Raw genomic sequence first — 21583 nt, forward strand, 5'->3', positions numbered from 1 at the left:
GGCGGACCGCTCCCCCAACTATCCCCGGCGGCGGCCGGGGAGTGTCGCCGCCGCCGTCGTCACTGCGGCACGAGCGCCGCAGAACGGGCAGGGCCGTCGCGGATCACCCGCAGCTCGGGATAGTCACGGAGCATCGGGACTCCATTCAGTGGCCGGTTGACGCCCCGATGGCATGTCGAGCAGTTCACCTTGAGCGCATCACCCATCGGACCGAGCCGCGCGAGCGGCGCGCCGGCTTCCGGCGGGCCGTTGGGATGCGCACGCCACAGCGGCGTCAGCGGCTCGATGTAGGACATGTTCACTTCGCGGACCATGCGGATGCCATGCCAGGCGGTCACGCGCTGCGGCGGGCTCTGCGCCCATTCCGCGAAGGATCGGCTGTTATGGCAGAAGGTACAATTGACCCCGAGGCTCGAGGACATGTGCATCATCAGCGCATAGGTCCCCTCGGTCGCCTGGATGCTGGTGGTGTTGTAGCGCGGCAGCGATGTCCCGCTGATCACGCGGATGTTCTCGTCCCGCAGCAGATAGGGCGAGAAGGGATCCACCAGCATCGAGGAGTAGCCGGCCGGGCGCGACACGCGGTTCTGGCCGGTCTGCGCCTGCAGCCCGTGCTGCGGGAGTTGCGGCGCCGCCCAGACCTCCGCCGGTACCGCGCGGCCACGATGGCAGGTGTAGCAGGTGACGCCGGTTTCCCCGACATGGGGATGGTTGTTGATCGTGCGCACCATCTGGAGCATCCGGCGCGAGACGACCTTGGTATAGACCTCGTCCGAGGCGAGGTTGTCGAGGTTGTGGCAGTAGGCGCAGCCATTGCCCGCGTCGCGCACGTCCTGCGGCACCACCCATTCCGTCATCGCCTGCATCAGGCGCAGGAACTGCGCGTTGGAGAGATCACCCAGGAGCTGGACGTTCTCGTACAGCGCGCTTGCCCTGTCGCCGTCATTGTCGGCGGCCTCCGGGGCCTCCGGCACCTGGTTGCGCGCGACGACCTGGGCGCGCAGCCTCGGGTTCTCCACCGAACCCATCGAGGTTCCGCGGAAGCCGCCCTGTTCGGTGCGCACGGTCGGGCGCTCGAAGGTCGGCACCAGGATGGCGGCCAGCACGAGCGCGGTGACCGCGGCGCCGACCTTGAGGTTGAAGCTGCTCATCGCGGCGCTCCCTGCGTCAGGGCCGGGTCGGCGACCGGTGCCCAGAGTTGCGGATAGGCAGGCGCGAAATGCCGGTCCACGGCCCAGAGGTACCAGTTGTCCACGACCGTACCGGTCAGGAGGATCCCGATGCCGCCCGTAATCGGGCAGAGCACCGCGAACCACCAGGCCCAGCGATGAATGCTCTCGAAGGTGGCGTTGAAGCCCATGGTCCAGCGCCAGAATAGCCCGCCGCGCTCGGCCGCGGTGCCACGGTCGAGCGTGAGTTCGATCTCGCGCTCACCGCCATAGCGCCCGAGCGCGAGGATGGTCGCGCCGTGCATCGCGAACAGCAGCGTCGCGCCGTAGAGGAAGACGATCGAGAGCGCGTGGAACGGGTTGTAGAAGAGATTGCCGTAGCGGATGGAGAAGGCCGCGGTCCAGTCGAGATGCGGGAAGATGCCGAAGGGCACCGCCTCGCTCCATGAGCCCATCGCGATCGGCCGAATGAAGCCGAGAACGAGGTAGAGCCAGATCGCCGCCGCGAAGGCCCAGGCCACATGCGTGCCCATGCCGAGCTGCCGTGCGCGGCGATAGGTACGCACCCACCAGAGCAGGATGGAAAGCGTCAGGAAGAAGCCCGCGACCAGCCACCACCCGCCCTCTCGCATCGGCGGGAAGCGCAGGCCGTATTGCGGCGGAGGCGGCTCGAGAGCGAGCCAGAAGAGCTGGCGGATGAACTGCACCGGGTTCCAGTTCACCGAGGCGAGCATGTTCAGCCCGATGATCTCGATGGCGATGAAGCCGCAGAGCAACGACAGGATCCCGGTGTAGCCGAGGTAGATCGGCCCGACCTGCGCATCGCCGAGCCGCCCGAAGAGGTGGACGAAGCGCGGCTTGCCGTCGCGTGCATCGTTGTCCGGCGGCAGCGGCACGCCCGGATAGGGCACCGGCGGGCGGACCTGGATGCGAGTGAAGATGTTCTGGTATTCGGCCATGGCTGCTGTCCTCCTCGCCTCAGCCGCGCCACACGGGCAGGTTGAGCCACCAGCTCCACCATTCGGGCCAGCCGCGCGTCCAGAAGGGCCCGCTGATCACGATGCAGACCGCGCTCCAGAACCCGGCCGAAAGCGCAAGGAACAGCCCGAGCCGGTGGATACCGAGCGTGCCGATCGAGTAGCCGATGAAGTCGCGGAAGAAGGTGTTCTCGTGCTCGGCGGTCTTGACCGGCTCGCCGGGCGGCGGGTTGAGCGCGGAGAGCACCAGCGCCCCGTGCAGCGAGAGCGCGAGGACCGTGGTGAAGAAGAACGACACCGCGATCATGTGCGCCGGATTGTAGTGGAAGTGCAGGTACTGGTAGCCCACGTTCGAGACCCAATCGAGGTGGCTCCAGATCCCGTAGGGGAAGGCGTGGCCCCAGGCGCCCATCAGCACGGGCCGGATCACCACGAGCGTGATGTAGGCGAAGACCGCCACGCCGTAGGCGATGGGGATGTGGTAGCCCATGCCGAGCTTGCGCGAGATCTCGGCCTGGCGGAGCGCCCACGACACGAAGGCGCCGATCGCGCAGATCGTGATCGCCTGCCAGAGACCGCCTTCGCGCATCGGCGCGAGGCGGAGCCCGTAGGACAGGTCGGGCGGCGCGATGTTGATCAGCCAGGGGTTCCACGTCCCCTGCCATGCCGCCCCCATGCCGATCAGCACGACACCGACAAGCGTGAAGAAGGCACAGGTGACGCCGAAGAACCCGATCCAGAAGGGCCCGATCCAGAAGTCGAACAGGTCACCCCCGATGAGGGTGCCGCCCCGGACGCGGTATTTCCGCTCGAAACTGAGCATCGCCATCGCTGCTGCTCCTCCCTCCGGCACGGTCCTGCCGATCGCCGGTCACGGCACTGGGATATGCGGGCGAGGCCTCGGGTCGAGGCCTCGCCCCGTCCGCCGCAATGCGGCGCGGGTGATGCCCCTCAGCCCCCGACGCGCTGGCCGGGAACGAAGGTCGGGGTCGTCGCGCACCAGCCCCAGTGGTCGCAGTAGCGGGGCGAGCTCATGACGACGAAGTGCAGGATCACGGCGACGGCCATCACGCCGGCCGCCGCGAGGAACCCCACACGCCGCGCATCCACGACCATCCAGATCTTATGCATGGGCTACGGTCCTTTCCCGTTCCGCTTCAGAAGAAGCGCCAGTCGGGGGGAACGACCTGGCCCGTGTAGACCAATGGTCTCCACAGCCAGACCAGGATGTGAGCGCCCATGGAGGCGAAGACCGCGAAGACCCATCCCTGGACAACCAGGCGATGGACCTCCCGGGCCTGCTCCTCCGTCAGGCGCGTACGTGCTTCGGCCATTCAGAGACCTCCACAGACGCCTTTCGGCGGTTACCGCGCTCCTCCCGCGCGGCTGGGACCGTCCGGCACGGGCGAGGCCGCACCGGCTGGCTTTCGGCGCTGCCCGCAAAGGGGCAACGCGATGGATCGCGGCGCGTCATGACGCGCCCTCGACTTCGAGACTGCGTGCAACGCGCTCGGCGGTGACGATTTCCTCCAGCGCCTCGCGAGCGTCGCGCTCGACGCGTTCGCGCAGGCGCTTCGCGGCCGATATGCGCAGCAGGAAGGGTTCGCTCTCCACCATCCGGTCCAGCAAGGCAGTGGCTTCGGGAGACCACCGTTCGGCAGGCCGGGCCGGCGTCGGCTCCACCTTGTCCATCTCGGTCGCGAGCGGGAGGATGTGGAACAGCGCGTCGAACAGCGCGTTGCAGTATTCCTGCACGACGTAGGTCGCGCCGGCATAGCCCATGAAGGGCGTGCCAGTGGCACGGCGGATGATCGCGCCGGGGAAGGAGGCCGGGATGTAGGCCGCGCGGCAGCCGGCCTCCTGCGCGTACATCCGTTCGTTGAAGGAACCGAAGATCACCAGCGGCGGCTTCGCCTTGATCGCGTCGCGCACCGCCTGGTTGTCGGGCTTCTCGCCCGGCTTGCGCGCGAAGGCGAAGGCGCAGGGCACGCCCATCTCGTCCGACAGGAAGCGCGTCAGGCCGCGGGTGTAGGTCTCCGTCGCGCTGACACCGAAGGCCGCGGTGGCGAAGAAATCCTGCGTGACGGAGCGCCAGAGATCCCAGATCGGCTTGATGGTGGTGTGCTTCTCGCGTTCGATGAACGGCTCGGGATCGAGGCCGGTCAGCTCGCCGAGCTTGCGCAGGAAGTTCGTGGTGGCGAAGACGCCGAAGGGCGCCATCAAGTAGGGACGTTCCAGCTCTTCGCAGAGACGCCGCCCGAACTCGCGGTAGAGGCAGATGTTCACATCCGCATCCGGCAACCGCGCGATGTCCTCGACATGGCTGCCGAGGGGGAAGACGAGGTTGATCTCGCAGCCGATGCCCTCGACCAGACGGCGGATCTCCGCGAGGTCCGAGGGCATGTTGAAGGTGCCGTAGATCGGCCCGATGATGTTGACGCGCGGGCGCTCGCCCTCCTTGCGCGCGCGCGGCCTCACCTTCCCGCGCTTGGCGCCGAATTCGGACCAAAGCCAGTTGATCGCGCGGTCGGCCGCCTGCCACTGGTCCTCGTCGATGGTCCGCGGGATGAAGCGCTGCAGGTTCGAGCCCTGCGGCGTGACGCCGCCGCCGATCATCTCGGCGATCGAGCCGGTCACCACGACCGCCGGCAGGTCGGGATCCTGCGTCGCGGCGGCCCGCTTCATCTGGCCTTCGGTGCCGGTCTGGGACAGCGCCTCCTCGTCGAGGCCCGTCACCACGATCGGCAGTTCGTGGGGCGGCAGCGCGTCCGTGTAGTGCAGCACCGCGGTCACCGGCAGGTTCTCGCAGCCGACCGGCCCGTCGATCACGACGCGCAGCCCCCGCACGGCGGAGAAGGCATAGACCGCGCCCCAGTATCCCCCTGCCCGGTCATGGTCGAGAACGAGCATGCTCAGCTCCCCACCGCTTCCTCGGCCTTCGCGCGCGCCGCGCGGAGCTTGCGCTGGCGCTCGCGGAAGCCCGGCGGATCCACCGGCTTGTCCCGGAAGCCGTAGCCCGCGCCATCCGGCGTGCCGACGCCCTGGAAGAAGCCGACCATCCGCCTCATGCGCTCGGCCTGGCCAGTCTGCGCGGCGACGATGCCCGCGAGCGAGGCCGCCCCGGCCGGACCGAAGAGCGGACGCGCGCTCACCATATTGGTGAAGTAGAGCGCCGGAATGCCGAGTTCCTTCGCCTTCTGCACCAGCGGCGTGGTGCCGAGCGCGAGATCGGGCTGCGCCTCGCGCATCGCCGCGATGTCCTGCTCGAGCGAGGCGCGATACTGCACATGGACGCCGCGCGCCTCGAGCCAGTCGCGATCGGCCTTGCTCCACTCGGTCCGCGGGCAGGCGGTTCCGACATAGGGAACCTCGGCCCCGGCCTCGACGAGCAGGCGTGCGACCAGAAGTTCCGATCCTTCGTAGCCCGAGACCGTGACGCGCGCCCTGACCGGATGGGCCGCCAGGGCCCCGGCGATGGCCGGCAGGAAGCGCTGCTTCGCGGCCTCCGCCTTGGCGGCCGGAAGACCCGCCGCGGCGCCGATCGCTTCCAGCCAAGCTGCCGTGCCCTCGACACCCACCGGTCCCGAACCGACGACGGGCCGTCCGGCCGCACCGAACTCGCGCAGGCTCGCGGTGTAGAAGGGATGCACGGCAGCGGCGACGCGACAGTCCAGCGCGGCATAGAGATCGCGCCACTCGCGGCATGGCGTGGAGGGCGCGAGCGAGAGTCCCATCGGCGCGAGCAGCGCACCGATGCCGGGCGGGTCGGCCGGGAACATCTCCCCGACCAGCGCGACAGTCGGCTCGCCCTCGACCAAGGTCCGCGGACGCGCCACGGGGCCAGCCTCGGCCTCGCCCCGGGCGTAGCGCAGCATGGCTCCGGCCAGCACATCCTTCGCCTCTGCATGGGTCGGAACGCCGAAGCCGGGAACATCAATGCCGATGATCCGCACGCCGTTGATCTGCTTCGGCAGCAGGTCGAGCGGCACGCCGGAAGCCGTGGGAACGCAGAGATTGATGATGACGACCGCGTCGTAGTCCTCCGGCCTCGCCGTCTCGTGCACCGCGTCGCGGATGTCCTCGAACAGCTTGCCCGTCACCAGCGTCTCGGAGTTGAAGGGCACGTAGCCGACGCTCCGCTTCGCGCCGTAGAAGTGGCTCGTGAAGGTCAGGCCATAGACGCAGCACGCGCTGCCCGAGAGGATCGTCGCCACGCGCCGCATCCGCAGCCCGACGCGCAGGGATCCGAAGGCCGGGCACATGCTCTGCGGCTGGTCGTGCGGGCCCTTGGGATAGTCGGCCTCCAGGCGATCCAGCGCCGGGGACTTGCCGGCCGCCCGCGCTGCCTCGCGCATCGTCTCCCGGCCGCCGTGGCAGCCTGCATCCGGGGCGACGGGGCCGTTCGGGGGCAGCGCGTCCATCGCTCAGGCGCCCTCGTAGACCACTTCGAGGGAGGGCTTCGCCAGCACCTCGGCGGCGCACATGTCCTCCATGCGTGCCGGCGTCAGGACCACATCGCGCCCGACCGTCTCGCCCTTGAAGAGGCCGAGCAGTTCCTCCTGCGTCAGCGGCTTCGGCCGCAGCGGCGGTGCCTCCGCCACCTGGATGCCGAGCGCGGCGAAGAGCGGCCCCCATTCGCCATCCGGCTTGCCGATGATCTCGTAGTTCGCGCTCTTGCGGCGGATGTCGTCGTGCGCGGGGATCGAGGCGAGGACCGGGATCCCCGCCGCCGCAGCGAAGGCCTGCGCCTCGCCCGTGCCGTCGTCCTTGTTCACCACCATGCCGGCGACGCCGACATTGCCGCCGAGCTTGCGGAAGTACTCCACCGCCGAGCAGACATTGTTCGCGACGTAGAGCGACTGGAGGTCGTTCGAGCCGACGACGATCACCTTCTGGCACATGTCGCGCGCGATCGGCAGGCCGAAGCCGCCGCAGACCACGTCGCCGAGGAAGTCGAGCAGCACGTAGTCGAAGTCCCACTGATGGAAGCCGAGCTTCTCCAGCAGTTCGAAGCCGTGGATGATGCCGCGCCCGCCGCAGCCGCGCCCGACCTCGGGACCGCCGAGCTCCATCGCGAAGACGCCGTCGCGCTTGAAGCAGACATCGCCGATCTGCACCGGCTCACCGGCGGCCTTCTTGCGCGAGGAGGTCTCGATGATGGTCGGACAGGACCTTCCGCCGAAGAGCAGCGATGTCGTGTCCGATTTCGGGTCGCAGCCGATGAGCAGCACGCGCTTGCCCTGCTGCGCCATCATGTAGGACAGGTTCGCCAGCGTGAACGACTTGCCGATCCCGCCCTTGCCGTAGATGGCGATGACCTGCGCCTGCCGGCGCGCCTCGCCGGTGTGGACGGGATCGGGCGGGATCGCGGCTTCCTCGCGCAGTGACCGCGCCTGGCTCGCCGCCACGCCTCCAGGCGGCGTGAATCCCGTCGGCGCGTTCATGAGCATTCCCTCCAGTCGAGGACCATCTTCAGGCAGGCCGGATCGGTGAAGGCGCGCGCATAGGCCTCCGGCGCGCGCGTGGCGGATTCGCGATGGGTCACGAGCCCGGCGAGGCTCAGCCTTCCGTCGAGGATCAGCGCGCGGACCGCCGCGAGATCCGGCTCCTGCCACTCGGCAGCGATGCGGATCCGCGCCTCCCGCATGAAGGCGGGCGCGAAGGCGAAGCCGATGCGGTCGGCGTAGAAGCCCGCGAGAACGATCTCCCCGCCGGGAGCGAGGCGCTGCACCAGCGCATCGAGGATGCCGGCATCGCCGCTGACGTCGTAGATGCTCCGGTAGTCTCGGCGCTCGTCGCGGTCGGGGTCGAGGACGACATAGCCCTCGGCCCCGGCGTGGCGGGTCACGTCGCGTTCCCAGACCACGGGCGTCGCGCCTGCCAGCAGGGCGATCCGCGCGAGCAGCCGCCCGAGCGCGCCGTGACCCACGATGAGATCCGGCGGCGCGGCGTTCGGCGCATGCATCGCGTGCCACGCCGTCGCGGCGAGGGCGAGCAGCACGCCCTCCGCGCCGATTGCCTCGCCGATCGGCGTGGTGCGCCGGCCAGGCACGACGAGGCGCGCCGCGGCACCGCCGAACAGGCCCCGCACATCGCCGAAGCAGCGCGCGCCGGGAACGAAGACCCGCTCGCCCGGCGCGCGCCCGGCGGAAGGCCCTGCGGCGATGACGCGCCCGACCGACTCGTAGCCCGGCACCAGCGGATAGCCCATGCCCGGGAAATGCGGCATGCGGCCCGACCACAGCAGGCGCTCCGTGCCGGTGCTGATCCCGCTCCACTCCACCGCGACGACGATGTCCTCGTCCCCGGGCGGTGTGAGCGACAGGCGGCTGAGGACGAGACCCTCGGGCGCCTTGAGGATGACGGCGATGGTGTCCACGAGGGACCCCCCGGTCAAAGGATGAATGTCAGCGTAATGTGACGTCCAAAACTGTCAAGGAAAACTGACGTCCATGCGTCAGCCCTGCCCCGCATCGGCGATGACGAGCTGCGTCAGGAGCGGCGTCGCGGTGCGCAGCCGTCGCGGCCGGACGAAGCCCGCGGCCACGAGCATCCGCATGATCTCCTCCGCGCGCCGGGGGCGGCCGCGGCCCATCGCGAGCAGGTAGAAGCCGAAATACGCCTCTCCCATCGGCTCGGCGCCGGGCGTGCCGGCCATCGGCTCGGCCACCAGGATGCGCCCGCCCGACGGCAAGGCCTCGCGGATGCGCCGCAGCAGGCCCTGCGCGATCGCGTCGTCATGATCGTGCAGGATGCGCACCAGCGTCACGAGATCCGCGCCCTGCGGCAGCGCATCGCGCGTGAAGTCGCCGCCATGGATCGTGCTGCGCGCGCCGAGCCCCGCCGCCGCGAGCCGCTCGCGCGCCACCTCCGCCACCGCCGGCAGGTCGAAGAGCATCAGCGCGCTGCGCGGCGCCGCCCGCGCCACCGCGGCAAGGAAGGCGCCGCTGCCGCCGCCCACATCGAGGATGCAGCGATGGCGGTCGAAGCGATAGGCGGCGAGCACCTCCTCCGCGACCATCGGCTGGCTCGCCGCCATGAGCGCGGTGTAGTCGCGCACGCGCGCGGCCTCGACGGCGCCCGGCGCCTCGGCCCCGGCATAGGCCCAGTAGTCCGCCAGCGCCGTCCCGCCGCGCGGACGTCGCAGCAGCGCCACCGGATCGGCGAGGTCGGCGTAGAGCATGGCATGGTGCTCGACCATCGCCGCGATGCCGTCATTGCCCACCATCGCCGCGCCGAGCGGGCCGAGCATCCAGGCGCCGTCCCGGCGCCGTGCGACGAGGCGCAGCGAGGCGGCAGCCCCCATCAGCCGCTCCGTCGCCTCGGCGCTCAGGCCGAGTCGCGGGGCCAGCGCCATCGTGGCGAGCGGCGCCTCCGCGAGGATCGCGAAGACGCGCAGGCGCACGCAGGCGAGCAGCACCTGCGTATAGACGAAGCCCGCACAGAGATCGAACAGGGCGCGCGCGTGGCGCCGCGCCAGCGGGCGCGTCAGCGGAAACCGCGCCGCCCAGCGGCGGAAGCCGGGCCGCGCGGCAAGCGCCTCGCGCAGGCCGCGCAGGCGGTCGAGCCAGGACGGCGCCGGCACCGTGCCCAAGGCATCCGCGCCCGACATGCCGGCCTCAGGCCGTGGCCAGTTTCGCCGGCAGCAGGCGCCGCGTTTCCTCGAGGATCAGCGCGCGAAGCCTCCCCTGCCCCGGACAGGCCGGGATCGCGGCCACGGCCGCCTCGGCCAGGGTGGCCAGGCGCCGCACCGCGCCATCGAGGCCGAACTCGGCCACCGCGCTCGGCCGCCCGAGCGCCTTGTCGCGACCGACCGGCTTGCCGATGGTCGCCTCGTCCTCGACCGCATCTCGCAGGTCGTCCGCCACCTGGTAGGCCTCGCCGAGGCGGTCACCCAGCATGCGCCAGGCCTCCGGGTCAGGCGCACCGGCCGCCGCCGCGCCGGCCACGGTCGCCGCGGCGAACAGGGCGCCGGTCTTCTGGCGCTGGTAGTCGGAGAGGTTGACCTCCGGCTCGCACTCCCAGGCCTGGCCCGCGACGATGCCGAAGGGCACCCCGACCCCGTCGCCGATCGCCCCGATCACGGGCCCGAGCCGCTCGGGCGCGCAGGGCGCGGCGCGCGCGACGGTCTGGAAGGCCAGCACGATCAGCGCATCGCCGGCGAGCACGGCGAGCGGCTCGCCGAAGGCCCGATGCACGGAGGCGCGGCCGCGGCGGGTGTCGGCGTCGTCGAAGCAGGGCATGTCGTCATGCACGAGCGAGGCGCAGTGCAGCAGCTCGATGGACGCCGCCGCGGCGCTGGACAGCCGCGGCCGGTCGTCCCCGCAGGCCATGGCGACCGCGATGCTCAACCGTGGCCTGATCCGCGCGCCCTTCGGGAACACGGCGTGCCGCATGGCGGCGGCGAGGCGCGGCGGGGCGCCGGAGGCCTCGGCGAGCAGGACGGCGTCGGCCAGCGTGCTCTCGATGCGGGTCGCGGCATCCATGGGAGGCTCTCCTTCCGGCGCCTGCGCCGGCGTGGACTGTCACGCCAACGAGCGACCAAAACTGTCAGTCATTCTTGACAGTCGAGTCAAACGCTTTCGGGGAGGTCCAGAAAAGGTCGAACAGGAGGACGGGGCCGTCCGCCGAGACCGAAGCGCGCGCTCCCACCCGGGCCGATGCGCCTGTCAGGGCCTGGAAGAGTCCCTCGAAGGTGGCGGCAAGATAGGCGCGCGCGGCATCGGCGGACCCGCCGCGCAGGAGCGCCCCGCCACGCAGCGCGAAGCGCGGCGCGGCCCCGCCCAGAACCTCGAAGCGGCCACTGCCGGCGAAGGTCCAGGCGTGCCGCGCCATGGCGGCGAGCAGGATCCGCGTGGCGATCCGGCGCGGCAGCACGGGCAGCGCCACGCGCATGATGCACGGAATGCGATGCGCCAGGAGGTAGCCGGCGGTGCGCCGCCCGGCATCGGCGGCAATCCGCCGCGCCTCGTCCGCCGGAAGCAGGCATCGCATGGCGCCATGCAGCGCGGCGACCGTCTCTTCCGGCACCATCCGCTCGGGCGGGTGCTCCAGCAGGTCCGCGAGGCCGGCCCTGGCGAAGACATCCCGCGCACGGACCGGGCCGCGCCGCGCCTCCAGCGCCTCGGCGAGGCGCGTGACCGCGTTCGGGCCGATCCGCGCGGCCTCGCCGGCCATCAGGGGCGAGGGGCGGGAGCCGCGGCGCTCGCGGCCCGCGGGGCGGCGGGGGCGACGAGGGCATCCATCTCGGCATCGCCGAGCTGATCCTGCCCGCCGCCGCAGGCGCGGATCTCGGCATTCGCCGCAGGCAGCTTCACCTTGGGGCGATGCATGGTCTTCCACATCGCGTTGTGCGGCGCGCGCGCGGCCTCGGCCGTGAGGGTGCGCGATTCGTCGAAGTGGAAACCCACCTTCCTCTTCGACTGCGGCCCCCAGTAGCCGACCTTGCCGAGATCGTAGAAGGTCCGCTGGAAGCCCGACTTCGCGAAGGCCCAGAGGCAGCCCAGCATGTAGTTCCGCTTCACCTTGTCGCGGATCCAGAGGTAGCCCAGGAAGGTCTTGCGCAGGTAGAAGCGCCGGTAATTGTGCATGGTGCGGTCGAGCAGCGTGGCCCGGTCCATCGCATCCGGCTTCATGATCGGCGTCACGAAATTGTACTTCGAGAAGTCAAAGACCTCGACCTTGTCGCCCAGTTCCTTGAACAGGTCGTTGAAGGGCCAGGGCGTGTACATGGCCCAGTTCGCCATGTCCGGGTCCCAGTCGAGGGCCATGCGGTAGGTTTCCTCGAGCGTCTCGACCGTCTCGTTCTCCAGGCCGACGATGAACTGCGCCTCGGCCACGATGCCGTTGGCGCGCAGCAGCTGGATCGCCTTCTTGTTCTGCGCGACCGTGGTCTCCTTGTTGAAGCGATCGAGCTTGAGCTGCGCCGCCGCCTCGGTGCCCAGCGAGACGTGGATCAGCCCGGCCTTGCGGTAGAGCGGCAGCAGCGCCTCGTCGCGCAGGATGTCGGTGACGCGCGTGTTGATGCCCCAGAGCACCGGCAGGTTGCGCTCGATCAGCGCCTCGCAGAACTCGACGAACTTCTTCTTGTGGATGGTCGGTTCCTCATCCGCCAGGATGAAGAAGCCCACGCCGTGGTTGCGCACCAGGTCCTCGATCTCGTCCACCACCTTGCGCGGGTCGCGCACCCTGTAGTCGCGCCAGAACTTCCACTGGGAGCAGAAGGAACAGGTGAAGGGGCAGCCGCGCGCGAGGTTCGGGATCGCGACCTTCGTGTTCATCGGGATGTAGGTGTAGTTCGACCGGTCGAGGATCGCCCAGTCCGCGACGATCCGGTCCACATCCTTGATCGGCGGGCAGGCGGGCGTGGCCACCACCTTGCCGTCCTCGAGGAAGGCGATGCCCTTGACCGAGGCGCGCTCGGCCGGCCAGCGGCCCTCGGCCACGCAGCGGAGGAGGTCGGTGAAGACCTGCTCCCCCTCCCCTCGCACCACGCAGTCGATCCAGGGCGCCTCGGCCAGCACCTGGGGATACATGAAGGTGCCGTGGATCCCGCCGAGCACCGTCACCGCATCGGGGCAGGTCTCCCGTGCGATCCGCAGCACCGCTTCGGCCTCGTAGATCGCGGGGGTGATGGCGGTGCAGCCGATCACGTCGGGCGCAAGCGCCGCGAAGCGGTCGCGGAGCTGCTCGGGCGTGAGGTGCCCGGTCATCGCGTCGATGAAGGTGATGTCCGTGAAGCCTTCGGCCTTCAGCCAGCCGGACAGATAGGCGACCCAGGCCGGCGGCCAGTTGCCGGCGATCTCGGCGCCGCCGGAATGGTAGTTCGGGTGGACGAGGACGATGCGCATGGAACCCCTCCCGCCGCAGCCTGAGCAGGCTGACTCGCGCGAGGGTTGTCCGCTTTGCGCTCTGTCAATTTACATTGACAGTCACGAAGCGCCCGGGATCGGCGGACCGGCCGGCCGAGGCATGCTCCCTGTCCAGCCGGTCCATGAGTTCCAGCGCCCAGACCAGGCGCTGCCCCCAGCCGCGGGGGATCGGGCCCTCGGGCGGCGGCGCCGCGGCGACGGCCGCGACCAGATAGGCAGCGGCCTCGCAGGGCGGCGCGCCGGCAGCGCCCCGGATCCCCGCCAGCGCCCCGGCGGCGCGGGCGAGCAGCACCGCCTTGCGCCAGCCCGGCACCACGGCGCGGCGGCTCACGGAATCGAGGCCGTTGCGCTCGAGTTCGCGCCCGATCTCGGCATAGATGACCCGCGCGGCCCGGATGCCGGGGCGGCAGTCCCGCGGCAGCAGGGCGATGCCCGCATCCGCGCGCGCATAGTGGTGATCCGCCGCGGCGAGCAGGCGCGCCACCAGCCCCGCGACGGCGGGCGAGAAGACCGGCGCGGACAGGAAGGCCGCGGGCTCGATCCCCGCCTCGCGCATCCACTCGAGCGGCAGGTAGATGCGGCCGGCGCGCGCATCCTCGCCCAGGTCGCGGGCGATGTTGGTCAACTGCATCGCGATGCCGAGGTCGCAGGCGCGCGCGATGGCGTTCCTGTCCCGCACGCCCATCAGCAGCGTCATCATCGCCCCGACCGTGCCGGCGACCCGCGTCGCATAGGCCTCGAGGCCCGCGAGATCGTCATAGCGCCGGCCGGCCGCATCCCAGGCCAGGCCCTCGAGCAGCGCGGCGGGCAGGGCGCGCGGGATGCCGAACTGCGCGACGACCGCCGCGAAGGCCCGGTCCACCGGGTCGTCCGCCGGATCGCCGGCATAGGCCCTGTCGAGGCGCAGCGTCAGCCCGTCGAGCGCCTCGCGCCGGCCGCCGCCGAGGTCGATCTCGTCGTCGGCCACACGGCAGAAGGCGTAAAGCGCCGTCGCGGGTGCCGCGATACGCCGCGGCAGCAGCAGGGAGGCGGCGTGGAAGGAGCGCGAGCCGCCGGCCAGCAGCCTGCGGCAATGCTCGAGGTCGCCGTCGGCGATGATGAACCCGCTCATGGCTCCTCGCGCTCCATGCGCCGGCGCACGCGGCGCGTTGCCAGGAAGACCAGGATCGCGACCAGCGGCACGGCGAGCCCGGTGATGGCCTCGGCCCCCAGCGGGAATTGCGGCCCGACGAACGCCTTGGCCGCGTAACCGATCAGGCCGACCACGTAGTAGGTGATCGCCGCGACCGAGAGCCCCTCCACCGTCTGCTGCAGACGCAGCTGCAGCCTCGCGCGGCGATCCATCGAGGCGAGCAGCGCCTGGTTCTGCCTCTCGCGCGTCAGGTCCACGCGCGTCGAGAGCAGTTGCGTCGCGCGCGCGACGCGCTGGGAGAGCATCTCCTGCCGCCGCGCGACATCGCGCACCGTGTTCATCGCCGGCGCGAGTCGGCGTTCGGTGAACTCGCGGATCGTCTGCAGCCCCTCGATCCGCCCTTCGCGCAGGTCCTCGATGCGGCGCTGCACGATCTCGTAATAGGCGGCGGCCGCGCTGAAGCGGTAGCGGTTGCGCGCCTCGCCCGTCTCGATCTCGGCGGCCAGCCGCGTCAGCCGGTCGAGCAGCACGGGCTCGTCGTTCTCGCCGCAGGTGATCAGCGCATCGGTGACCGCGGCGAGCTCGCGCTCGTGGCGGCCGAGCACCGGCGAGAGGTCGCGCGCCACGGGCAGCGCCAGCAGCGCCATGATGCGGTAGGTGTCGATCTCGAGCAGGCGCTGGACGATCCGCCCGGCCTGCCGCTGGCCGGTGCCGCGGTCGAGCAGCAGGAAGCGGCTGAACCCGTCCCCGTGGATGCGGAAATCCGTGATCGCGGTCGCGCGCCCGCCGCTGACCTCGGCGCCGATCAGATGGTTCCCGCCGAAGCATCGCGCCGCGATCGCCGCGAGGTCGAGGGCCTTCCCCTCATCCGGGACCAGCGCCGCATGGGCGGCGACGATCACGGTGCCGGGCAGCGCGGCCACCCAGTCCGCCGGCACCGCGTCGATCGCGGTGGTGGCGAAGGGATCGGCGCCGACGCCGGGCACGATCACCATGAAGCGGCTGAACTCGGTATGCCGTTCCCATTTCAGCCGGAAGGCACCGAGGTCGGTGCTGTAGTGGCTGCTGCCGGGCGCGGGCTCCGGCCCGCCGACGCGGCGCACGAGGTCGCGTAGGGAATCGAGCGTCTGCTCGCGCGGCGCGCCCTCGGGCGGCACCAGGGCGAGGTAGGAGATCGAGGCCGGCGGGCTCAACGCCTCGGGCGGGCGGGCGTGCACCTCGTCGTTCAGCTCGACGCGCTGCGGATGCCAGGCCGGCAGGTGGAAGCGCGCGCTCATGCCGCGGCCACCTCCGGGTGCAGCGCGCGCCGCAGCAGGTCCAGCACCAGGTCGGGCCGCTCCTCATGCATGAGATGGCCGAGGCGCGGCAGCGTCTCGACGCGCGCCCGCGGCGCGATCCGCGCGATGCGCCGCGCCTGAGCGGGCGCGATGGTGCGATCCCCCTCCCCCACGGCGAGGACGAGATCCGTCGCGAGGCGCGGCAGATCCTGCATAAGCGGCCGCAGATCCCAGTCGGCCATCATGCGCAGCGCGCCCGCCAGGTGACCCGACCGGCGGAACAGCCGCGCATAGAGGTCCACGCCGCGGGCGTCGATCCGCGAGCCGGTGTCGCGCAGGAGCCGCTCGGCGACCGCGCGGTCCGCCGCCCTCCAGGCGAAGAGTCGGGGCACGAAGGGCAGGCCGACCAGCAACCGTGCGGCGCGGGTGAAGAAGGCCGCATGTTCCTCCCCGAGTGGCGTCAGCGCCCCATTCAGGCTGACGATGACGCGCGGCGCAACCAGCCCATCCAGCGCCAAGCGGATCGCGATCGCCGCCCCCGCCGAATGGCCGACCAGCATCACGGGATGGGCGTCCAGCTGCGCGACCAGCGCGCCGACCAGCCGCGCCATGCCCGGCAAGGTGAGGCCGCCCTCGCGCGGCATCGCGGTGAAGCCGTGACCCGGCAGGTCCGGCGCGATGACCCGCGCGTCCCGCGCCAGGGCGGGCAGGATGTCGCGCCATGAATGCGTCGCCGCGGCGGTCCCGTGCAGCAGCAACACCGCCGGCCCATGGCCCGCCACCTGGACATGCCAGTCGAGCCCGCCCGCCCGCAGGAAGCGGCTGTGCTCGCGGTTCGGCCAGTCGCGGCCATCCGTCCGCCAGTCGGGCCGGTCGGTCATGTCAGCCCGCCGCATCGCGCACGGCCCCGGACAGCCGAGCCGCATCCGCGAAGGGCAAGGGCAGGTAGCGGGCGCCCATGGCCGCGGCGAGGTCCCGCCCGAAGGGTTGCGGCCTGGGCGCGGTGTCCACCAGCAGGCTCGGCACCGCCGAGGCGCGCAGCGGCCGGGCGGCGGCGAGCGCATCCGCCTCCGCCCGCGCGCGGCCGCCGCTACCGTCGCGGGCCACATTGGCGCGCCCGTCTGTCAGCAGCACGATGAGCGGCGTGCGACCTGCCCGGCGGCAGGCGTGGGCGAGCGCCTGCGCGGCGTCGAGCCCCGCCGCGAGCGGCGTGCCCCCGCCACCCGGCAGGCCCGCGAGGCACCGCTTCGCGCGCACCAGCGAGGCGGTGGGCGGCAGCAACACCTCGGCACCCCGGCCACGGAAGCCGATCAGCGCGACCCGATCCCGCCGCACATAGCAATCGGCGAGCAGCATCTCGACCGCGCCCTTCGCCTCGGCGAGACGGTGCAGCGCCGCCGAGCCCGAGGCATCCACGACGAAGATGGCGACGGTCTGCTGCGGCGCCTCGAAGCGGCGCAGCCGGATATCGGAGGGCTGGATGCGCAGTCGGGGCCCGTGCGGGCGCGCCTCGCGGCGCAGCCTTTGCCAAGGCGCGGCCGCGCGCAGCGTCTCGACGAGCGCGATCCGCGCGCCGCTTCGCAAGGGCCCCGGGCGCGTCCCGGCCGGGCGGCCGCGCAGCGGCGCGGCCTTGCGCAGGCCCGCGCGGCCATCCGGCGCGCCGCTGCGCGCAGCCGCGCGCATCCCGGCGCTGAGACCGGCGAGCAGCCGCGCCGGCAGAGCGGCGGCGGCGGCCGCGATCACGCGATCCGCCAGCGTGTCGTCCGCGGCCGCCGATGGACGCGATTCCGGGTCCGACTCCGGCATGTCCTCGGGTGGCTGCGGGGCCTCGCTTGGCGGCTCCGATGCGGGCAGCATCGTCGCGCGCGGAGCCAGCACGAGGCGCGCCGCCAGCGTCGCGTCCTCGGGCATCACCGCCGCCCGCCCCGCCAGCGCAGCCGCGGCGACGGCCGCCCGGAGCGCGAGGATCGGCGCGCGCAGCGAGGCGATGCCGAGCGCAAGCGCCGCCGCGCAGAGCGCATGCGCGGCCTCGGGCGGAACCTCGATGCCGGCGAGGCGCGCGCGCGCCTCGGCGATGCGCGCGCAAGGCCCGGCAGGCAGCAGAACCGGCGAGAGGTGGAAGGCGAGACGCTCCGCGAGCGCCGGCGCGATCGCCTCCTCCTCCTCTCCTTCATCGAGCGCGACCAGCGTGAAACGGGCGGGAGAACACCGCGCGAGGCCGTCGCGCTCGAGGTGGACCATTCGCGCATCCATTACGGCGGCCAGGCGCGAGGCCAAGGCGGGCGCGGCGCGTTCGGCGGAGGAAAGCAGCAGGATGCCGCCATCGGCCTCCGCGAGAAGCCCACGATCCGCCACGGGCCTGCCGGCGGCGAGTGTCGCAGCGAGGTCGAGGCCACCCAGCAGGCGATCATCGGTGACCTGGTGCGGCATCCGCCGCCAGGGCGTGCCTTCGGGCAGCAGGTTGCGAAAGGCGGCAAGCCAGGACTCGCGCTCCGGGCCCGGACCGCCGCGCAGGACCGCGCCGCCAAGACCCAGCGGGTCCACGGCGAGAAGCATGGCCGCCGCGCGCTGGTCCGCCACCACGCCCTGTTCCGGCGCGGTGCGCGGCGATGCGCGCCCGTCGCCGGCCGCGATCATGGCCCGAACAATTCGGCCAGCGCGCGCTCGACGCGCGTGGTGGAGGAGGTCTCGTCGAGCACGTTGCGCCGCAAGCGGTGCCGCAGGGCGGCGGTGGCGACGGCGCGGATCTCCGCATCGCCGACGCTGCGCCGCCCCTCCAGGGCCGCATGGGCGCGGGCGGCGCGGATCAGGGTGAGTTCGCCGCGCAGGCCATCGGTGCCCAAGGCGATGCAGAGCGAGGCCGCGCGTTCGAGCGCCGCATCGGGCACGGCGACATCCGGCAGGCGCCTGCGTGCGGCGATGATCCGGCGACGAAGCCGCGCCTGCGCATCCTCCCACGCCGCGCAGAAGCCGGCCGGATCGCGGTCATAGGCATCGCGGCGCCGGATGACCTCGACGCGCGCGCCGATGTCGCCGGGCGTGCGGATCTCGACGCAGAGGCCGAACCGGTCGAGAAGCTGCGGGCGAAGCTCGCCCTCTTCGGGATTGCCGCTGCCCACCAGCACGAAGCGCGCGGGATGGCGGATGGAGATCCCCTCGCGCTCGACCAGGTTCTCGCCCGACGCCGCGACGTCGAGCAGGAGATCCACGAGATGATCCTCGAGCAGGTTCACCTCGTCGATATAGAGGAAGCCGCGATGCGCACGCGCGAGCAGGCCCGGCTCGAAGGCCTTCACCCCCTCGGCGAGCGCGCGCTCGATGTCGAGTGCGCCGGCGACGCGATCCTCGGTCGCGCCGAGCGGCAGGTCCACCACCGGCACCGGCACCTCGACCGCCTGCAGCCGCGACCGGCCGCGGCACTCCGCACAGAGCGCTGCCGCGTCGGCGGGATCGCAGCCGAAGCGACAATCCTTCACCGCCTTCATCGCCGGCAACAGCGCGGCCAGGGCGCGCACCGCCGTGGACTTGCCGGTGCCGCGGTCCCCGAGCACCAGGACACCCCCGACCGTCCCATCCACCGCAGCGATGAGCAGGGCGCGCAGCATCTCCTCCTGGCAGACGATGGCCGAGAAGGGATAGGGCGGCCGCGACACCGGAGGCGGCGGCGCGTGCGTGGCTGCCCTGCGGCGCGCAGGAGGCACGGCGGGTGCCTCACCCTCCTCCGGCTGCTGCAGGGGCGCCATGTGGTCCATCAGGCGGCACGCCGGAGGCTGAAGCGCGACCACACGGCTTCCAGCGCGGCGACGAGATGATCCATGTCGGCGTCGCTGTGGACCGGGGACGGCGTGATGCGCAGCCGTTCCGTGCCGCGGGGCACCGTGGGGTAGTTGATCGGCTGGACATAGACGCCGTGCTCGTCGAGCAGAAGGTCGCTGATCGTCTTGCACAGCACCGGGTCGTAGACCATCACCGGCACGATGTGGCTGGTGTTGTCCAGGTGCGGGACGCCGATGGCATCGAGGCGGCGGCGCAGGGTCGCGGCGCGTTCATGCAGGCGTTCGCGCTCCACATTCGACTGCCGCAGGTGCTGGATCGCCGCCCGCGCTCCGGCCGCGACGGCGGGCGGCAGGGCGGTCGAGAAGATGAAGCCGGAGGCGAAGGAGCGCACGAAGTCGCACATCGCGGCGGAGCCGGCGATGTAGCCGCCGATCACGCCGAAGGCCTTGGCGAGCGTGCCCTCGATGACGGTCAGGCGATGCGACACGCCGTCGCGCTCGGTCACGCCGCCGCCGGTCGGGCCGTAGAGGCCCACGCCATGAACCTCGTCGCAGTAGGTCATGGCGCCGAATTCCTCCGCGACATCGCAGATGTCCGCGATGGGCGCGATGTCGCCGTCCATCGAATAGACGCTTTCGAAGGCGACCAGCTTCGGTGCCCGCGGATCGAGTTCGGAGAGCACGCGGCGAAGATCGGCGACGTCATTGTGGCGGAACAGCCGCCGCTCGGCGCGCGAATGGCGCATGCCCTCGATCATGGAGGCATGGTTCATCTCGTCCGAGACGATGACGCAGCCGGGGATTCGCGAGGCGAGCGTGGACAGCGACGCCCAGTTCGACATGTAGCCGGAGTTGAACAGCAGCGCCGCCTCGGTGCCATGCAGCGAGGCGAGCTCGCGCTCGAGCAGCACGTGCTCGTGGCTCGTGCCCGAGATGTTCCGCGTGCCGCCAGCGCCAGCGCCGTAGCGGTCCAGCGCCTCGTGCATCGCTGCGAGCACCTTGGGATGCTGCCCCATGCCGAGATAGTCGTTCGAGCACCAGACGGTGACCTCGCGCGTGCCGCCGCCGTCGTGGCGGATGGCGCGCGGATAGGCGCCCGCCTGGCGCTCGAGGTCGGCGAAGACCCGGTAGCGACCCTCCCGGCGGAGCCCGTCGAGGGCGGAACGGAAGAAGGCTTCGTAGTTCATGTCGGTTCTCCCCGGGTCACGGGCTGCGCCATGAGAGGACGGCGATCGCGCAGGCGCGGCGCGACGTCGTGGTTCTGGGCCGTGCGGCGCCCTGAGTCATTGACGCAGGTCATGCCGGCACCGGCGCGAGACAGGCATCGAGGGCGGCCCGGAGCCGGACCACATCCAGCCTTGGGCCGACGGCGACGACATGCGGCGCGAGCCCGCGCTCGGGCGCGAGACGCTCGACCGACGACCGCCCCTCGGCGATCTGGAAACGCAACCACCCCGTCGTGGCCGGCAGCGTGCCATGCAGTCTCTCGACCCGCCCATAGGCCCCGTCGGCCACCTCGTCCAGTAGCCGGCCGAGGCGCTCGGCATCGCAGGGCGCGGCCCGGCCCGGCTCCCACGCGGCGCTGCGCCCAGCCGGGATGCGATGCGCGGCGCGGCGCTCCATCGCCCAGCGCCACAAGGCCTCGATCCGCAGAGGCAGCATCAGGAACCAGTGCTCGAGTACAGCCAGCGCGGCAAGCGTGCCGAGAAGGCCGGCGGCAACCACATCGAAGGACGTCGCCCCGGGCGCGAGGGCGCGATGGAACAGCCAGGCGCAGAACAGGGTGCCGGCGGTCACGGAAAACGGGAACAGCATGTTCATCGGCCGCGACCGGAAATAGGTGCCGATGTAGCGCAGGTGCTCCGGCAGGAAGGCCCGGCCCGTATTGCGCGCGCCGAGGAAGATGTTGAGCTTGGCGCTCTGCCGCATGACCCACAGGATCATGAAGGTCCAGGCGCCGACCTGGTTCGGCTGGCCCCAGCTCAGCGCCAGCACCAGCGCCGCGCCGAGCAGGATGGCGACCTCGTGCCACAGGATGGCCGCGAGCGCAGCGCCGACCCGGCGGACGCCCCTCGCGCCAGCGGGACAGCCCTCCCGCCGCGGCCCGGTGATGATGCCGGTCAGGAAGGACAGCTCGATCCATCCCCACACCGCGAGACCGCAGAAGAAGCCGGCATAGGCCGCGGCCGGCGTCGTCTCGCCGGCCACGAGCCAGAGCCCGGACAGGGCCGCCGCCAGCACCACGGTCGCCCAGGCCATGCTGCGGCGAAAGGTTTCGGGGCGGAGCCGGTCAAGCAGCAGGATGACGCCCGTGCTGAACCACCACGCGAAGACCGTCACCAGCACGGGCAGGGCGATGTCGATCATCGGCGCGGCCCCCG

20 protein-coding genes are annotated in these 21583 nt (G+C 71.7%); all 20 read right to left on the reverse strand.

The features are described 5' to 3' along the window. Positions 1-59 precede the first annotated feature (59 nt). Complete coding sequence (gene pufC, locus FHS88_RS09820) at positions 60-1151, reverse strand: photosynthetic reaction center cytochrome PufC (RefSeq protein ID WP_184484077.1); 1092 nt, start codon at positions 1149-1151, stop codon at positions 60-62. Then, on the reverse strand, positions 1148-2128 hold the full coding sequence (gene pufM, locus FHS88_RS09825) for a photosynthetic reaction center subunit M (protein ID WP_184484079.1): 981 nt from the start codon (positions 2126-2128) through the stop codon (positions 1148-1150). Before pufM ends, pufC begins: the two co-directional genes overlap by 4 nt. 19 nt (positions 2129-2147) lie before the next feature. Continuing rightward, complete coding sequence (pufL, locus tag FHS88_RS09830) at positions 2148-2975, reverse strand: photosynthetic reaction center subunit L (protein ID WP_184484081.1); 828 nt, start codon at positions 2973-2975, stop codon at positions 2148-2150. A 122-nt stretch (positions 2976-3097) separates the two neighbouring features. Beyond that, the gene (gene pufA / locus FHS88_RS09835; RefSeq protein WP_184484083.1) at positions 3098-3277 is read right to left on the reverse strand and encodes a light-harvesting protein; all 180 of its coding nucleotides are present in this window, start codon (positions 3275-3277) and stop codon (positions 3098-3100) included. A 26-nt stretch (positions 3278-3303) separates the two neighbouring features. Next, positions 3304-3480, reverse strand: a complete 177-nt coding sequence (locus tag FHS88_RS09840; protein ID WP_184484085.1) for a light-harvesting protein — start codon at positions 3478-3480, stop codon at positions 3304-3306. 136 nt (positions 3481-3616) lie between these two features. Next, entirely contained in the window at positions 3617-5056 is a 1440-nt protein-coding gene (gene bchZ / locus FHS88_RS09845) for a chlorophyllide a reductase subunit Z (protein ID WP_184484087.1), read from the reverse strand. Positions 5057-5058: 2 nt separating this feature from the next. Next, the gene (bchY, locus tag FHS88_RS09850) at positions 5059-6567 is read right to left on the reverse strand and encodes a chlorophyllide a reductase subunit Y (protein ID WP_211842304.1); all 1509 of its coding nucleotides are present in this window, start codon (positions 6565-6567) and stop codon (positions 5059-5061) included. 3 nt (positions 6568-6570) lie between these two features. Beyond that, positions 6571-7590, reverse strand: a complete 1020-nt coding sequence (locus FHS88_RS09855; RefSeq protein WP_184484089.1) for a chlorophyllide a reductase iron protein subunit X — start codon at positions 7588-7590, stop codon at positions 6571-6573. Then, the gene (gene bchC / locus FHS88_RS09860; RefSeq protein ID WP_184484091.1) at positions 7587-8525 is read right to left on the reverse strand and encodes a chlorophyll synthesis pathway protein BchC; all 939 of its coding nucleotides are present in this window, start codon (positions 8523-8525) and stop codon (positions 7587-7589) included. The genes FHS88_RS09855 and bchC overlap by 4 nt, the downstream gene beginning before the upstream one ends. A 78-nt stretch (positions 8526-8603) precedes the next feature. After that, positions 8604-9758, reverse strand: coding sequence for a methyltransferase (locus FHS88_RS09865; protein ID WP_184484093.1), 1155 nt, complete (start codon positions 9756-9758; stop codon positions 8604-8606). Positions 9759-9765: 7 nt separating this feature from the next. Continuing rightward, entirely contained in the window at positions 9766-10632 is an 867-nt protein-coding gene (locus FHS88_RS09870) for a polyprenyl synthetase family protein (RefSeq protein WP_184484095.1), read from the reverse strand. A 64-nt stretch (positions 10633-10696) separates the two neighbouring features. Continuing rightward, positions 10697-11323: a bacteriochlorophyll 4-vinyl reductase gene (gene bchJ, locus FHS88_RS09875; protein WP_184484097.1), complete on the reverse strand. Its 627-nt coding sequence runs from the start codon at positions 11321-11323 to the stop codon at positions 10697-10699. Continuing rightward, a complete protein-coding gene (bchE, locus tag FHS88_RS09880; RefSeq protein WP_184484099.1) occupies positions 11323-12996 on the reverse strand; it encodes a magnesium-protoporphyrin IX monomethyl ester anaerobic oxidative cyclase in 1674 nt (557 codons plus the stop codon). The genes bchJ and bchE overlap by 1 nt, the downstream gene beginning before the upstream one ends. Positions 12997-13060: 64 nt before the next feature. Continuing rightward, positions 13061-14128: a phytoene/squalene synthase family protein gene (locus FHS88_RS09885; protein WP_184484101.1), complete on the reverse strand. Its 1068-nt coding sequence runs from the start codon at positions 14126-14128 to the stop codon at positions 13061-13063. Continuing rightward, positions 14125-15426 carry a DUF3422 family protein gene (locus tag FHS88_RS09890; RefSeq protein WP_184484103.1) on the reverse strand — a complete coding sequence of 434 codons (1302 nt, stop codon included), beginning with the start codon at positions 15424-15426 and terminating at the stop codon, positions 14125-14127. Before FHS88_RS09890 ends, FHS88_RS09885 begins: the two co-directional genes overlap by 4 nt. Further along, entirely contained in the window at positions 15423-16307 is an 885-nt protein-coding gene (gene bchO, locus FHS88_RS09895) for an alpha/beta fold hydrolase BchO (protein ID WP_184484105.1), read from the reverse strand. The genes FHS88_RS09890 and bchO overlap by 4 nt, the downstream gene beginning before the upstream one ends. Position 16308: 1 nt before the next feature. Further along, positions 16309-18063, reverse strand: a complete 1755-nt coding sequence (locus tag FHS88_RS09900; protein ID WP_184484107.1) for a magnesium chelatase subunit D — start codon at positions 18061-18063, stop codon at positions 16309-16311. Further along, positions 18060-19079 (reverse strand): magnesium chelatase ATPase subunit I, encoded by a 1020-nt coding sequence (gene bchI / locus FHS88_RS09905; protein ID WP_338146500.1) that lies wholly within the window; start codon positions 19077-19079, stop codon positions 18060-18062. Before bchI ends, FHS88_RS09900 begins: the two co-directional genes overlap by 4 nt. A gap of 98 nt (positions 19080-19177) precedes the next feature. Continuing rightward, positions 19178-20389 carry a 5-aminolevulinate synthase gene (gene hemA / locus FHS88_RS09910; RefSeq protein WP_184484111.1) on the reverse strand — a complete coding sequence of 404 codons (1212 nt, stop codon included), beginning with the start codon at positions 20387-20389 and terminating at the stop codon, positions 19178-19180. Between the two features lie 109 nt (positions 20390-20498). Next, a complete protein-coding gene (gene puhE / locus FHS88_RS09915) occupies positions 20499-21569 on the reverse strand; it encodes a putative photosynthetic complex assembly protein PuhE (protein ID WP_184484113.1) in 1071 nt (356 codons plus the stop codon). Between the last annotated feature and the right edge of the window lie 14 nt (positions 21570-21583).

The organism is Neoroseomonas alkaliterrae (assembly GCF_014199195.1).
In the GTDB taxonomy this organism is placed as follows: Bacteria; Pseudomonadota; Alphaproteobacteria; order Acetobacterales; family Acetobacteraceae; genus Neoroseomonas; species Neoroseomonas alkaliterrae.

Bases quoted from the DNA above. Each gene is read 5' to 3' on its own strand.
- pufC (WP_184484077.1), bottom strand. From the start codon at position 1,151: ATGAGCAGCTTCAACCTCAAGGTCGGCGCCGCGGTCACCGCGCTCGTG.
- pufM (WP_184484079.1), bottom strand. From the start codon at position 2,128: ATGGCCGAATACCAGAACATCTTCACTCGCATCCAGGTCCGCCCGCCG.
- pufL (WP_184484081.1), bottom strand. From the start codon at position 2,975: ATGGCGATGCTCAGTTTCGAGCGGAAATACCGCGTCCGGGGCGGCACC.
- pufA (WP_184484083.1), bottom strand. From the start codon at position 3,277: ATGCATAAGATCTGGATGGTCGTGGATGCGCGGCGTGTGGGGTTCCTC.
- FHS88_RS09840 (WP_184484085.1), bottom strand. From the start codon at position 3,480: ATGGCCGAAGCACGTACGCGCCTGACGGAGGAGCAGGCCCGGGAGGTC.
- bchZ (WP_184484087.1), bottom strand. From the start codon at position 5,056: ATGCTCGTTCTCGACCATGACCGGGCAGGGGGATACTGGGGCGCGGTC.
- bchY (WP_211842304.1), bottom strand. From the start codon at position 6,567: ATGGACGCGCTGCCCCCGAACGGCCCCGTCGCCCCGGATGCAGGCTGC.
- FHS88_RS09855 (WP_184484089.1), bottom strand. From the start codon at position 7,590: ATGAACGCGCCGACGGGATTCACGCCGCCTGGAGGCGTGGCGGCGAGC.
- FHS88_RS09865 (WP_184484093.1), bottom strand. From the start codon at position 9,758: ATGTCGGGCGCGGATGCCTTGGGCACGGTGCCGGCGCCGTCCTGGCTC.
- FHS88_RS09870 (WP_184484095.1), bottom strand. From the start codon at position 10,632: ATGGATGCCGCGACCCGCATCGAGAGCACGCTGGCCGACGCCGTCCTG.
- bchJ (WP_184484097.1), bottom strand. From the start codon at position 11,323: ATGGCCGGCGAGGCCGCGCGGATCGGCCCGAACGCGGTCACGCGCCTC.
- bchE (WP_184484099.1), bottom strand. From the start codon at position 12,996: ATGCGCATCGTCCTCGTCCACCCGAACTACCATTCCGGCGGCGCCGAG.
- FHS88_RS09885 (WP_184484101.1), bottom strand. From the start codon at position 14,128: ATGAGCGGGTTCATCATCGCCGACGGCGACCTCGAGCATTGCCGCAGG.
- FHS88_RS09890 (WP_184484103.1), bottom strand. From the start codon at position 15,426: ATGAGCGCGCGCTTCCACCTGCCGGCCTGGCATCCGCAGCGCGTCGAG.
- bchO (WP_184484105.1), bottom strand. From the start codon at position 16,307: ATGACCGACCGGCCCGACTGGCGGACGGATGGCCGCGACTGGCCGAAC.
- FHS88_RS09900 (WP_184484107.1), bottom strand. From the start codon at position 18,063: ATGATCGCGGCCGGCGACGGGCGCGCATCGCCGCGCACCGCGCCGGAA.
- hemA (WP_184484111.1), bottom strand. From the start codon at position 20,389: ATGAACTACGAAGCCTTCTTCCGTTCCGCCCTCGACGGGCTCCGCCGG.
- puhE (WP_184484113.1), bottom strand. From the start codon at position 21,569: ATGATCGACATCGCCCTGCCCGTGCTGGTGACGGTCTTCGCGTGGTGG.